Consider the following 12,243-nt stretch of genomic DNA (forward strand, 5'->3'; position numbering starts at 1 on the left):
TACGGGGACTGCTGAGGACGGAGTGCCGGTCGGGCGGACGCGGCCCGGGGGCCGCCGCCGCGACCGGCGAGCGGGTGCAGTGCTTGTACGCCGGGTGCGCCTGGCATGCTCGCGTCCGAAAAGACTGCAGGTCAAAGCCCTTCTCCAGAGCGACTGTCAGGTCTAGCATTCCGGGCACGACAGGTCCGACCCGAGCCGTCAGGGCTGTCGAGCAGAGCGGCCGCGCTCATCTCGGCCGAGCCTCCCCGGCCGGGGCCCGGGGGAATCCTCCCCAGGTCTTGGCCCTCTGCGGTCGGCCCTGATCCGTGCACACCTYCCCCGAGACCCTGGCAGCGTGATGATGAAGGCGTTGGAAGCACCCCACCCCAAGGTCGAGATCGTGCAGGTGGACAGCACCGGTTCCGATCTGTTGGCAGTCGTCGTGCGATGCCTGGCGACCACTCAGGTGGGYGCGCGCTTCCGCTGCGTGGGCCGGCACGGYCGTCCGGTCGACCTCGCCCTGGCGGAGATCCGMCGCTCCCCGCAGGCGGTGGTGACCGAGGTGGACCCGCCGCACGGTGCCCACTTCGTGTTCACCGGTGCGGGTGCSGACGACCTCCAGTTCAAGGCCGGGGACGTCCTGCGGGGCATCAACCCGGGGGCCTGAACCCGTCCTGACGGGCCCTCGCATCGTYGCGGACCGCCCTTTCCCCGGGTGTCAGCGGCGGGTCAGCTGGGTGTCAGGCCGTGCGGGCACAGTGGTTTCACGCCGAGGGGGTACGCACCACCGCCGAGGCTTGGAGAGGTGCCCGGAGCGGCTGATCGGGTGCCAGGCCGGTGACGGTCGAGCAGGACCTCCGGGTCCGCGCAGGTTCGAATCCTGCCCTCTCCGCCCTTGCCAGGCCCGGGTTGAGGCTGAGGCCGGCAGGTCCGTGGCGGGCTGGTCCAGTAGTCGACCACAATGGCGAGCGACGCCCACCGCATCCCAGACCACCCCAGTCACACCGCCGCAGGTCCCTGGACCAAGCTCGCGAAGGCCCACCAAGATCGCACAGCACCTCGAACAAGCCCGCACAACGCAGAAATCCCGCCCGATCACAAGGATCGGACGGGATTTCGTGACCATTCACGAGTCAGACTCGTGAACAGTCGGGTTGGTGGCCCTAAGCCGAGCGAACTCGAACGCCGTTCTGCGCTCTTACGTGCGCAAGCAGCTCGCTCGGTGGGCCATCGAAGATCGCCAACACGACGAGGGGTAGACCCTTGCCGCGCTGGTGCTCACCTCGCGGTCAGCACCGTCCCTGCTACCCGCTTGAGTTACCTTGGACGGGCAGCTTGTGCCCCTGTCTGGTTCGTCCGGGCAGGGGCTTTCTTGTCCAGCGGGATACTCAAAGACATACCGAGTGTGCCCAGTCGCTACGCACTGTCAAGGCCCCTTAGCGCCGCGGAGGTGTCCAGGATCGGTGCGGCCTAGCCTGAATCTATGGGTGATCTTTGGTATGACGCAAAGACGAAGTGCCGCGAGCACTACGCCATCGCCGTAGATGATAATGGCGACCTTTTCGAGTTTTTGCTTGTCTGCCGTGCTCCAGCTGGCGACGTATACGTGAACTTTGTGACGCGCCCTGAGTTCATGTCGCACTCTAGCTATCACGCCTCGGGCCAACTGGCTCACAAGCATTTTAATCGCAGGGTGTTTCCGCTTCGGCGGCGTCAGCCCCCGACCGGTGGCTTCAGTGGCGCCGAGACGATTATCACGACCGCACTGCGGACTGGAGATGGTCGGGCCATCAACCGCCCGTGCGTCGCGGCAGACTTTGACGACGTGATGCTTATTCCAGACACAGTACTTGCGCCCGCCGAGTTCGGCTATGGGTTTGGTGTCGAGCTGGTGGCACCAGGCCATAGCTCGTTCTACTCGACATATCCCTACGCCACCATCATCCAGCAGCACCAGTTTAAGCAACACGCACCTTGGATTGTCTGCACGCTGCACGAGATGCGCGGCAGTCTTTGATTAAGATAAACACCCCAAGCTCTCGAAAGAGCCTGGGGTGTTCTGCTAAGCACTTCCGTTAGCCAGAAGCACCGGAGGCATTGGCCTCAGTGTGGGCGGCGAGGTAAGCCCGCCGGATATCCTCCGGCACACGGCCCTTTTCGCCGATCTTGTAGCCCTGGCTCAGAGCCCAGCTCCGAACCGTGGCAGGGTCGTCATCGACGACCGAATGTGCGGACGCGCTGGGTATCCAGCGGGCGGCTTCTTTAGCCGTGATAGGTGCTGCCACCTTAATGAAGGGCGCGAGCGCTTCGCGCAGCTTCTTGGTGTTGGCAGCGGCGAGGTCTAGTTCCAGAACTCGCCGGCTAGGCCAAACATGGTTTCCTCGGCACCCTCGGTGCGTTGGTCGAGGTCATCTATTTTGACCAGCTTAGTAGCCATGACACGGTCTTCCTCTCTAAGAGTAGGGGGCGAAGACTGCCATGACCTTTTGTAGCGGAATGAATTTAGAATGCAAGCAACGGCGGATTGGAATCCTTGGGCTCCTTCATATCACGAGACGCTGGCACCCGGCCCTTGCGGTTAGCAGCAACGCTGGCGCAGCCCCAGCCTGTCTGGATGCCAGCAGATTTGATAGCTCAACACCGACAGGCTTCAAGTCGCTAGTATTTGCACAGCCGGAGCCGTACCATGAGGAAATGGACTACGAATCGGCACATGATCTCCCTAGCTTCGTGGAGATGCAGCGGCAGCTTAAAGGGCTCAAAGCCTGGCGCTTGCTGATTCCTAAGGATGAACGTAAGCGGCTGAAGGAGCTTGAACTCAAAATTCGCTCCTTGGGCGACACCGTGGACAACTTTTACCGTGTCCTCGGGCCGAGAAACTGGATTTTTCACGAGGCGCTGCCAGTTGATCATATCGCCGAACTGTTGGCCTCGACGTCCGACCCCAGCGAGGTTGAAGCGGGCCTGATGGCCCATTACAACAACCCGGACAACCTCACTTTTCTCCTGCGCAGGCTGAGAGGGCACCCCGCCCTGGATAAGAGGAATGGCCTTCTCATTAAGGCCCAGGAGGACTACTTCTGTGAGCGCTACTACGCATGTATTCATGTGCTCTTGAGCGTGATGGACGGGTTCGTGAATGAGTTTGAAACCGTCCGGCGAGGGCTGCATGCCCGAGAAGCTGAAGAGCTGAAGGCTTGGGATAGCGTCGTCGGACACCACATGGGTCTGACTAACGCGCATAAGACATTCACCAGGGCCAAGAGTACCCCTAATGAAGAGCCCATTTATGAGCTGTACCGCAACGGCATCGTGCATGGGAGCCAACTCAATTACGACAATATCGTAGTTGCGACCAAGGCATGGAACCGACTATTCGCGGTTGTCGACTGGGCCAATGCAACCCTTAAGGAGAAGCGGCCGGCCCCCGCTCAGACGAGCTGGAGGGAACTGATTGCACAGCTTGTAGAGAACGACAAGCGGAAACGAGCCAATGAGGCTTTTCAGCCATCTCAACTCCTGCCAGGTGAGGACGGCTTTGCCGATCATCTGGTTACGGTAGCTGTTAGCCAGTTCCTCGCCGCCTGGGAGCGGAAGAACTACGGCGAGATGACCCGAGCAATCTCAATGGAAGTGCAAAAAGCACATGGGGCCGTACTTCCTCGGTTGGTGAATCACGAGTATTCCCCGTACAGGCTTGTGACCCAGAAGATCACAGCCATTGACCAGTTTGCACCGGCAACCTGCATGGTGACGGTTGAGCTAGGTTTCGCGGATAACACCAACGTGACCGGGCGAATGAGGTGGATGTACGAGGATGCGAGCGGCGAGCCCACCTCATCGACGTTCCCTGGCGAGTGGCGGCTTTACCATTGGAATCCGTACACCTTCTTGAACTCGTCTCGCTAGCTAGCGCATGAACGAACCCCCAGCATCCCGCGAGAGTCGGATGCTGGGGTTTGCGTATCAATGCCTCGCCTGCTGGTGCTTGCGCATCAGGACATTGGCATCAGAGGCGGCGCTGAAGTTGCCCGATTCACGGGCCACACGGCGAAGCCTGACGAACCTCTGGCAGTCCATACATCCGGCCTTGGCTTGCGGGTCAGGTAGAGGAAAGACACGATCGATGGTTGCCAGCATGTCAGTTGCCAGAAGCGCGCTCAACGCGAACCGCGTAAGACCGGCCATCTAGCGCGAATGACAACACGAGATCGCCATCACGGTTCAGAAATTCGGTAACGCGCTCCTCGACGCCCGGCCCGAAGAAATATCGATACGCTTCGTACTGCGTATTTCCCAGTGGCAGCACCCGCAGGCTCTCCCACAAGGCCGCCAAACCATCCGACAGGCGCGCGAACGTGGCCGGAGCGGTAATATCCTCAATGGACACGGTGAAGCCCGAAGCTTTACGAGGCGACTCCGGCATGAGCGAAATCCAGGTCACTGCTCCCCCTGCGATTGGGTGTCGGCTGCCAGTAAACCAACCGTAGGGGCACCCAAGACCAGCGTCCACGCTCAGTCGCGTTACCGCATAAAGTCCTCAGCACACTGCCGCAGAAATGCCACCGCGGCCTCACCCGTCAGGGCATGGCTCAGGAAAAGATCAAATAGCTCAATGTGATAACTCACGTCCTGCGGGTTGCGCAACACGACCTCACCCGAGAACAGCTCAACCGTCACCAGTCGGTCGTCGTAGACCACGAAAACGTTGAGCGGGATGCCCTTCACCTCGGCCGACTGTGGAATGACCGCAATCTCGACGTTGGGCTTCTCGGCTACCGCCGCCATATGCTCGGCCTGGGCCGCCATAACCTCGGGGCCGGCTCGCCGCCAGCGTACGGCCTGCTCAGTTAGCAGGAAAATAAATCGGCGTGATGGCTCGTCAAACACGGCTTGGCGGTCGAGTCGCGCCTGGACTACCCGAGCCACATCGCGGGCTGGTTCGCCTTTTACCGTCGGCGTTAGCGTGGCGGTGGCGTATTCACGCACGTGCAGCAGGCCGGTCGGCACGGCGGGCAAGAAGTGCCGCATCAGGGTGGAGGATTCCTCCAGCGCCTTAAGCTCGGCCTGCTTTTGGTATAGCCCCAATCGGGCATACGTGCGCCAGGCGGTGTAATCGACGTTGGCGGTACGGGTTAGTGCCAGCAACTCACGGGCGACTTCCTCGGGCACGTCGAGCGCCGCCAAGATGCGTTCGACGTCGATCACCGACGGCAGCACCTTGCCGGTCTCAATTCGGCTGATCTTGGCCTGGCTCATGGCGCACCGCACGGCCAACCGCTCCCCGGACAGCCCAGCAGCCTGGCGGAGACTCCGCAGAGCCTCCGCCAGGTCTTGACGCTGCCGTCCGTGGTGGTCAGGTTCGAGCACGGTGCCACTCGGCGTAGGGGACGGCCTCGGCCAACGCCAGGTCGCGCCACCCGAGGTACTGCGACAGGTCGGGGTTCTCGATCAAGGTGCGGTTGATCTGTGTCCCGTCCGGCCGGTAGTTCAGGTGCACCACCACGGACTCATCGAACAGCCAGAAGTCTTGCTGCGGCAGGTCAACGACGCGCTCGGTCAGGTCGAGGATGCGGTAGTCCTCACCGGCCGCCACGTTGCCGGGGATGCACCAGTCGAACAGGTAGCGGCTGTAGTCGGTCAGCGGCAGCCGCACCAGCTTGGCCCGCTGCATCGTCCGACCGGCCGCCGCGTGGTCACGAATGGTCTGGTGCCAGTCGGCGTTGAACCCGGCCGGCTGCGGCTCATCGGCCAGGAAGCTGCGCAGGGTCTCGACTTCACCGGGCATCGTGTAGACCTGGTGGGTCTCCAGGCGGAACGCTGAGCGCTTGAAGCTACGGAAGTAGCCCTGCCACTCCTCACCGTCCAAGAGCACGGACGGCCTCCCTCAGCACGGCCTCGGGGATGGTCACGACGGCCTCGCCGTCCGGCGTCGTGTGCTCCAGCGTGTAGCCCTGCACCGCGATGGTGCCCGGCTCGTCAGTGGTGAAGATGGTCGGACAGTCGCCGTTGCCGCACTTGTCGTCGCCCTCGCTGCGGCACGGCCCTCCGGCGATCATGGTCAGCTTCACACCAGCACCCCCTGTAGTAGGTCGTGGGCAGCACGTTACGGAGCCGACACGTCCGGTCACAAGGGGCTCGGGCGGGCTAGTCGCGTTCCTGCATAGACAGGGCGTGATCAGTCCCGGGCCTGCTAGTCCAAGGCCCACGAAGTTAACCTCTGAAGATCAACATTGTTAAGCGTCTTGAAGTGGTCAGCTCGACGTGCAATCTTGCTGCCCTCGATCAATGATGGGAGTTGTCACAGCCAAACCCTCCGGGTCGTAACAGCCCGAATCGAACTCACTACCCGCCGTGGCCCTTGTTGCATCCGACAAGGGAGGCGTAAAATGATCTTAGGGAATAAAAGGAGCACCCATGGAGATCTAGTCTTCCTTCCCAAAACCTAGACACCTGCCCAAGCTGGCAGGTGTCTTGTTTTTTCAGGGAGTTCTTCATGCCCATTATGATCATTAAGAGCCTTGGCCGAAACCCGTTCAAGAAATCCTCTAAAGATGACCATGAGGATGCCTTCCTGGCATTTCTTGGTCGCACTTTCTGGCTTGGCACAGCTCTGATCATAGGAGCGGCGCTCTTAGACCTGCCGGAGACGAAGGGCTGGCAACATCAACTTGTTCGGGCCCTAGAGGGTATTTTGGGAGGCCTAGGTGCAGCATTGCTCATAGCGTTCGTTGTTGCCGCACTGGTCGAACCCTACATGAGATGGTGGTATGCAACCCAGATGGGCGAAGAGCTTTGGTGGGCGGTTCAGCGAAAGAACGCTCCCTCAGCAATGCGAAAGGCCATCACAGATTTGGCCCAAAGCAAGGAATATTATAGGAGCGTGACCTGGAAAATCAGGTTTTCCTGGGTCCCCGATTCAAATCAGAGTCAACTCAAAGTTGAACTTGAAGCCCACTCTCGGGGGTTCAATTTGGATGAGCCCGATTTTCACCCCGAGGTCGGCCTATGGCTAATGAAATCGGCGCCACCGCACGAATCATTTCACACTGGCTGGAAGCTTGACGTTCCAGACCTAGAAAACTCCCAATGGGAAATGAATACAGAGCAGATCAGAAGAGTTAAGGCTGGAGAAGAAGAGCTATCGCGATATTATCCCGAGAGCGCAACAGTGCCGATAGGAAAGACGTATCTGGTCAATAAGTCGGCAACAATCTACCCTAATTCCGATTTCATACCACTTCGAATTCGCGCTGTCACCGAAAGGTTCCATTATGAAATCTCGGGCGATGCCGCCCGCCACTTCGAGTTTAAAATAAAGCACCCGAACGAGGGTGGGCAGGAAAATGCATACCGATTCGACCATGCGGACCAGCAGATAATATCCATTGATAGCGCACCCGACACATGCAATTTCCCAGGCCAGGTAACGCTCATTAGCTGGGCACCCATTCCGCCTGCCGGCACAGGTGGAACGCCAGATGCTAGTCACCCTGACTCTGCGATACAGGCTGCAGCCGACAATCCATCAAATAGACCAAAATAATTTATTCTTCGCCGCCGTCATCCCCGCTGCCCTGGGAGTCACCTCCGCCGTCATCATTGCCTCCATCGTCCTCGCCGCCGTCATCACCCCCGTTACCGTCCGAACCGCCCAGCAGCACGGTCCACGGAGCTACTTCTTGGTGATCAAGGAAGGCTTGCACTTGCCGATTCCTTTCTAGGCGGCGATACACAGGGTGAGCTACTACCACTCCCAGGCGATGCCGTAGCAGTAGCCAAGTCGTAGGCTTGTCCAGCCAAAGCTGGCGTAACCAGATTCAATGGGAATCATGTTTCCATCCGTCACCACTCCAGGCTTCAGCCAGTCGGGGATGTCCTCGTAGTGCCAAACATGTCTCGGCCTTGCATGCTCAGGGAAGCGGATGTGCACGCTCGCCTCCGCGGTCGGCGTCACTAGATTATCGAGACCGACCTTGTCATGCCACCCCTTGCGAACGATTTCCTCCGCTGAGCCACCGTGCTGGCGATAAATCGCGAAGCCAGTGGTTTCGTTAGCCGTCAGCGGCTTGGGAAACTTGATCTCCGCCACGAACAGCCGCGCCGCCTCAGTCTTATGCGTGAATCTGTTGTCGTGGGTTATCGACAACTCGCCAGGACCAAAGAGCACTAGCTTCGGCAGCTCGCCTTCATCACCCTCACCCCACCAGCGCGTGCTTTGCCGCCAAGTCTGCACGCCATCTCGTGTGGCTCGGATTTCTCGAATCGTGAGGGCTTCTCGTGGCGCACCCGGCTGACTGGGCAGATTGTAGAACAGCTCGTAGGAGTCAAGGACGTAGTCGCCGCCGACGGGCAGATCAACCGGGTCGGATTGAAGGGCTAGCTCGGCCGGGCCGGCCGGGGTGAACTTCATTCGCTCTCCCTTGCGCCACAAAGCTAGGTACACGGCAAAAAGCAGACGCGTCAGTGGCTCTTTACGGTAATTCTCCCAGGTCCAGGTCTTATCAAACAAGGCCGCAACCTGCTCGTAGCGCTTGCGAGCTGGCAAGCCGGAATAATGGCCCAAGCCAAAGAGCAGTTGCGCGCCTTCCCGGTCCTTGCCTTTGAGTTCCTGGCTGACGACTTCCTCAAGCTGACGAGTGAATTCATCGGCTCTGACCGCCGGTGAAGCCCCTCGCCCAGTCCTTAATGTCGCAATCGGCAGATCAATCAAGGGCGATTGGTCGAGCTTGGGCGCCGCGCTCACGCCTGTCTGAAGTAGGTCGCGCAGGGCATCGACGTACGACTGGGCTTGCTCGGGTACGGAAAATTTCTCCATACAACAAACCTCATAGTTAACAGCCTAATCGTAGGACGCAAGGCCCTCTATGTCTTCGGCAAGGACGAACAAAGACGTTTGTTCCCGGTTGCCCCTGCTTCCACTGTGCACGTGCCCTCGTAGAGAAACAACACCGAAGCAAGAAGGGAGGTACCCGCCATGTCTGAGCTGGAGCGCCAACCCCGCGACCTGGAGCCGCTGTACAAGCGGCCACCGCGCGACGTACAGCGTCGAGTGGATGAGGCGGCGGCGGCCGGGCTGGTCACCGCGGCCTGGATTCAGGCTGCTGCCTGGGCGACGCAGGACGGCATGAGCCGCGCCAACATGCTGTCGGTGCTGGCGGCTGGGTACGCGGCGTCCGACCCCATCGAGGCCGACGACTACGCCGGGATGCTGCACGACTTCGTGGTGGTGACCCGTAACCGGATTCGCCGGCTGGGGTGTGCGTCGTGATCGGGCGCTTGGTGTGCCTCGTCATGTTCTGCCTGCTGGCGGCAGCTGTGCTGGGCGGCTGGGGCTACGTGGACTCCGGGATGGCGCGGCGGCATTGGGCTGCGGGACAGCGCTGGTACGCCAGTAGGCGGCTGCGGTGGCACGTTCGTCAGGAAGTTCTGCGGGCCGATTGGGCCGCTTTCCAGGTTGGGCTAGACCTGGCCCGGCAGCACTGGCGAGCGTCAGAAGCCATGCTGCGGCTGGCCGAGCGGAAGCGTGATCGAGATGACCAGTGAACACAACTCGGTACTGGAGCAGGCCGCTAAGGCGGCCCTGCTCCTGGTCGGCATTGCGGTAGGGGCGCGGGTGGCCTGGGCGCTGCTCGCACCCCTCACGCCGCTACTGATCAGCCTGGCCGTGGTGCTGGGCGTGTTCTGGGCCGCAATCCGGCGGCGGTGAATTTCGCTTTCCACTGCCGCCCATTCCTCCGCTGCTTGACTGTTAACTCCTGTTAACAGATAACGACAAGAGAGGGGCTGAAGTCTCTGGCGAACCTTTCGCTCACCGATTTCGGCACCCAGTTTTAGAAGCGAAAGGGGGTATTTACCATGGCACATCAACAAGGCTGGCACATCGAAGGCCAGCAGCAACCATTCGACCAGAAGAGCTTTACGCGCATCCTGGCGCTGCTCGTCGAGGAGCGCCTGCGTGAGCGGGCTCGCAGACGAGCCGAGGAGGCGGGCACGCCTGCGGCAGACTCGTCGGGGACTGACGAGGAGCAGTCGTCATGCTGACGGCCGCTCTCCTCGTACTCGTCTTCGGGTTTGGAGCCTTGGCCATTCTGCTCGGTGGGCGGCTGGCCAAGGCTCACCGTTGGCAACGATCGCTGGTGGCGTTGTCGGTTCGCTTCCCGCGTGGTCTCGGCCACGAAGAAATAACCGCCTGGTTGAGTGGCCTCGGGTCGCTCCGGGTGCCGGTTGGGCTGGAAATTGTGAGTACCCCGATGGGTATTACGCACTACCTACTCGTACCAGAAGCCGACCGGGCGGCAGTGCTGGCGAGAACGCAAGCGCTGCTGCCTCGGCTTCGGCTGGTGGAGGCTGCCGACTACCAGCCCGCCAAGGCCTACCAGCAGGCAGCGACCGAACTCCGGCTGACGAACCTGTCCCGGCCCCTGGCCGTCGACCGTGCGGCCACTACGTCGGCGGCGCTGCTGGCCGCCTTGAACACGGTTCGCTCTGGCGAAGCGATCCGAGTGCAGTACCTACTTACGGGTCTGCCTACGCCCCACCCCCGGCCCAACACCGATCCGGCGGCTGAGCTACGTCAGGCCGAAAAGATCAAACATCGGCAACCGCTCGTCGGTCTGTCAGTTCGTCTTGGGGCCATGGCTCACACCCCCGGCCGCGCTCACACCTTGCTGGGCGCTGTCACGGCCACATTTCGGATGCTGGATGCGCCGGGCGTTTCGCTGCGTCGGCGCATGCTGCCGAGTCGCGTGGTGGGTGGTCGGCTGGCGGCTCGGGCCTTGCCGGTGGCGGCTTGGCCGGTGGTGGTTAATGTCGATGAAGCCGGTGGGCTACTCGGCCTGCCTCACGGCCAGGTGCAGTTGCCCGGCCTGAGTGTTGGCCGCGCCCGGCAACTGCCAGCCGGAGCCGTACCAAGCGGTGGCGGCAGCGTGTTGGCCGACAGTAACTACCCTGGTGTGTTGCCTCGGCCGCTCGCCATCCGGTTTGAAGACCGGTTGCGTCACCTCTATGCGGTGGGGCCGACCGGCGTGGGCAAGTCAACGCTTATAGCCAACTTGGCAGTTGCCGATGCCGCAGCCGGTTACGGCCTGTTCTTGATCGACCCCAAGGGCGACCTGGTCGAAGATATCTTGGCTCGGCTACCGCACGAGGCGGCCGACCGCGTGGTGGTGCTCGACCCCAGCGAGACAGCTCAGCCAATCGGCTTCAACCCGCTGGCGGTGGCGCCGGGCGCCCCGGAACACGTCCGTGAGCTCGTTGCCGACCAGGTACTGCACATTTTCCGCGACCTCTACCGGGCGTTCTGGGGGCCACGTACCGACGACATCCTCCGGGCTGCCCTGCTGACGCTGGTCAGCGTCCCGGCTCCCAACGGCTCGGCCTTCACCTTGGCGGAGGTGTCGGAGCTGCTGACCAACCCAGCGCTGCGCCGGTATGCGGCGGCCCATCCCGGCCTGCCGCAGGTGTTGCGCGACTACTGGCGGTGGTTCGACGGCATGAGTGAGGGCGAACGGCTCCAGCACATCGGCCCGGTCAACAACAAGCTGCGGGCGTTCACCATGCGCACGCCGACCCGGCTCATGCTTGGCCAGAGTCAGGGGCTCGACCTGGCGGCAGCCATCCGGCAACGCAAGATCGTGTTGGTATCGCTGGCCAAGGGCAAGCTAGGCACCGAGACGAGCCAGCTCGTGGGATCGCTCTTGGTGTCGGCCTTCTGGCAGGCTGCCCTTGGGCGCGTCGCCACACCAGCCGACCAGCGGCAGCCCTACTTCCTGTACCTAGACGAGTTCCAAGACGTCGTGCGGCTCAGCGACGGCCTGGCCGACCTGCTGAGCCAAGCCCGCGGCCTGGGCGTCGGGGCGGTGCTGGCCAACCAATATTTGGCGCAGTTGCCCGACAGCATCCGAACCGCCGTGCTCGGCACGGTGCGGTCGCAGGTGGTCTTCCAGGTCGAGTACGACGATGCCAGGCTGCTCGAACGGCGCTTCGCTCCGGCCTTGTCGGCTGACGACCTGATGGGTCTGGATGCCCACGAGGTGGCCCTACGCGCCACCGTTCACGGCGAGACCGTGGCACCTGTGACTGGCCGGACTCGTCGTCTGGCCGAACCCATCCGAGAGGCGGCCGAGCTGGCCCGGCTTAGCCAGCAGCGTTTCGGCCGCAACCGCGCCGACGTTGAAGCCGACCTAACGGCTCGTATCCACCTGTCGGCCCCCGGCCGGCTGGGTCGGCGGCAGCACTCGAATGAGGAGGTGACGCCGTGAC

General features: G+C 61.8%; 14 protein-coding genes and 1 pseudogene. 9 read left to right on the top strand and 6 right to left on the bottom strand.

Translation table 11 applies throughout. The features are described 5' to 3' along the window. Positions 1-349 precede the first annotated feature (349 nt). From ACXJMZ_RS04740 to ACXJMZ_RS04750, 3 genes and pseudogenes are all read left to right on the top strand, one after another. On the top strand, positions 350-646 hold the full coding sequence (locus ACXJMZ_RS04740; protein ID WP_457028716.1) for a hypothetical protein: 297 nt from the start codon (positions 350-352) through the stop codon (positions 644-646). Positions 647-778: 132 nt separating this feature from the next. Continuing rightward, positions 779-871, top strand: a pseudogene (locus ACXJMZ_RS04745). Positions 872-1,462: 591 nt separating this feature from the next. Next, the gene (locus ACXJMZ_RS04750; protein ID WP_457028717.1) at positions 1,463-1,996 is read left to right on the top strand and encodes a hypothetical protein; all 534 of its coding nucleotides are present in this window, start codon (positions 1,463-1,465) and stop codon (positions 1,994-1,996) included. A 58-nt stretch (positions 1,997-2,054) separates the two neighbouring features. Here ACXJMZ_RS04750 and ACXJMZ_RS04755 read toward each other — a convergent pair whose 3' ends face one another. Next, positions 2,055-2,264 carry an Lsr2 family DNA-binding protein gene (locus tag ACXJMZ_RS04755; RefSeq protein WP_457028718.1) on the bottom strand — a complete coding sequence of 70 codons (210 nt, stop codon included), beginning with the start codon at positions 2,262-2,264 and terminating at the stop codon, positions 2,055-2,057. A gap of 409 nt (positions 2,265-2,673) precedes the next feature. Here ACXJMZ_RS04755 and ACXJMZ_RS04760 point away from each other — a divergent pair, with 409 nt between their 5' ends. Next, complete coding sequence (locus tag ACXJMZ_RS04760) at positions 2,674-3,888, top strand: hypothetical protein (RefSeq protein WP_457028719.1); 1,215 nt, start codon at positions 2,674-2,676, stop codon at positions 3,886-3,888. A 232-nt stretch (positions 3,889-4,120) separates the two neighbouring features. On the opposite strand, the gene ACXJMZ_RS04765 is transcribed toward ACXJMZ_RS04760, so the two are convergent. The 4 genes from ACXJMZ_RS04765 to ACXJMZ_RS04780 all read right to left on the bottom strand — a co-directional run bounded on the left by ACXJMZ_RS04765 (position 4,121) and on the right by ACXJMZ_RS04780 (position 6,050). Continuing rightward, positions 4,121-4,423: a hypothetical protein gene (locus ACXJMZ_RS04765; RefSeq protein WP_457028720.1), complete on the bottom strand. Its 303-nt coding sequence runs from the start codon at positions 4,421-4,423 to the stop codon at positions 4,121-4,123. Between the two features lie 80 nt (positions 4,424-4,503). Beyond that, entirely contained in the window at positions 4,504-5,349 is an 846-nt protein-coding gene (locus tag ACXJMZ_RS04770) for a helix-turn-helix domain-containing protein (RefSeq protein ID WP_457028721.1), read from the bottom strand. Beyond that, the gene (locus tag ACXJMZ_RS04775) at positions 5,336-5,854 is read right to left on the bottom strand and encodes a DUF6879 family protein (RefSeq protein ID WP_457028722.1); all 519 of its coding nucleotides are present in this window, start codon (positions 5,852-5,854) and stop codon (positions 5,336-5,338) included. The genes ACXJMZ_RS04770 and ACXJMZ_RS04775 overlap by 14 nt, the downstream gene beginning before the upstream one ends. Then, a complete protein-coding gene (locus tag ACXJMZ_RS04780) occupies positions 5,838-6,050 on the bottom strand; it encodes a hypothetical protein (RefSeq protein WP_457028723.1) in 213 nt (70 codons plus the stop codon). The genes ACXJMZ_RS04775 and ACXJMZ_RS04780 overlap by 17 nt, the downstream gene beginning before the upstream one ends. Before the next feature lie 425 nt (positions 6,051-6,475). On the opposite strand from ACXJMZ_RS04780, the gene ACXJMZ_RS04785 reads away from it, so the two are divergent. Continuing rightward, positions 6,476-7,525, top strand: coding sequence for a hypothetical protein (locus ACXJMZ_RS04785; protein ID WP_457028724.1), 1,050 nt, complete (start codon positions 6,476-6,478; stop codon positions 7,523-7,525). Positions 7,526-7,726: 201 nt separating this feature from the next. On the opposite strand, the gene ACXJMZ_RS04790 is transcribed toward ACXJMZ_RS04785, so the two are convergent. Next, entirely contained in the window at positions 7,727-8,797 is a 1,071-nt protein-coding gene (locus tag ACXJMZ_RS04790; RefSeq protein WP_457028725.1) for a hypothetical protein, read from the bottom strand. Between the two features lie 159 nt (positions 8,798-8,956). Between ACXJMZ_RS04790 and ACXJMZ_RS04795 the strand changes: the two genes are divergently transcribed. From ACXJMZ_RS04795 to ACXJMZ_RS04810, 4 genes are all read left to right on the top strand, one after another. Next, on the top strand, positions 8,957-9,250 hold the full coding sequence (locus ACXJMZ_RS04795) for a hypothetical protein (protein ID WP_457028726.1): 294 nt from the start codon (positions 8,957-8,959) through the stop codon (positions 9,248-9,250). Positions 9,251-9,514: 264 nt separating this feature from the next. Next, entirely contained in the window at positions 9,515-9,688 is a 174-nt protein-coding gene (locus ACXJMZ_RS04800) for a hypothetical protein (protein WP_457028727.1), read from the top strand. Positions 9,689-9,837: 149 nt separating this feature from the next. Further along, positions 9,838-10,023 carry a hypothetical protein gene (locus ACXJMZ_RS04805; RefSeq protein ID WP_457028728.1) on the top strand — a complete coding sequence of 62 codons (186 nt, stop codon included), beginning with the start codon at positions 9,838-9,840 and terminating at the stop codon, positions 10,021-10,023. After that, complete coding sequence (locus ACXJMZ_RS04810) at positions 10,017-12,242, top strand: type IV secretory system conjugative DNA transfer family protein (RefSeq protein ID WP_457028729.1); 2,226 nt, start codon at positions 10,017-10,019, stop codon at positions 12,240-12,242. The genes ACXJMZ_RS04805 and ACXJMZ_RS04810 overlap by 7 nt, the downstream gene beginning before the upstream one ends. Position 12,243: the final 1 nt, after the last annotated feature.

The organism is Kitasatospora sp. P5_F3, from assembly GCF_054049135.1.

What these genes read in the sequence shown, in the direction of transcription:
- ACXJMZ_RS04750 (WP_457028717.1), top strand. Translation starts at nt 1,463, where the DNA reads ATGGGTGATCTTTGGTATGACGCAAAGACGAAGTGCCGCGAGCACTAC.
- ACXJMZ_RS04760 (WP_457028719.1), top strand. Translation starts at nt 2,674, where the DNA reads ATGGACTACGAATCGGCACATGATCTCCCTAGCTTCGTGGAGATGCAG.
- ACXJMZ_RS04785 (WP_457028724.1), top strand. Translation starts at nt 6,476, where the DNA reads ATGCCCATTATGATCATTAAGAGCCTTGGCCGAAACCCGTTCAAGAAA.
- ACXJMZ_RS04790 (WP_457028725.1), bottom strand. Translation starts at nt 8,797, where the DNA reads ATGGAGAAATTTTCCGTACCCGAGCAAGCCCAGTCGTACGTCGATGCC.
- ACXJMZ_RS04795 (WP_457028726.1), top strand. Translation starts at nt 8,957, where the DNA reads ATGTCTGAGCTGGAGCGCCAACCCCGCGACCTGGAGCCGCTGTACAAG.
- ACXJMZ_RS04800 (WP_457028727.1), top strand. Translation starts at nt 9,515, where the DNA reads ATGACCAGTGAACACAACTCGGTACTGGAGCAGGCCGCTAAGGCGGCC.
- ACXJMZ_RS04805 (WP_457028728.1), top strand. Translation starts at nt 9,838, where the DNA reads ATGGCACATCAACAAGGCTGGCACATCGAAGGCCAGCAGCAACCATTC.
- ACXJMZ_RS04810 (WP_457028729.1), top strand. Translation starts at nt 10,017, where the DNA reads ATGCTGACGGCCGCTCTCCTCGTACTCGTCTTCGGGTTTGGAGCCTTG.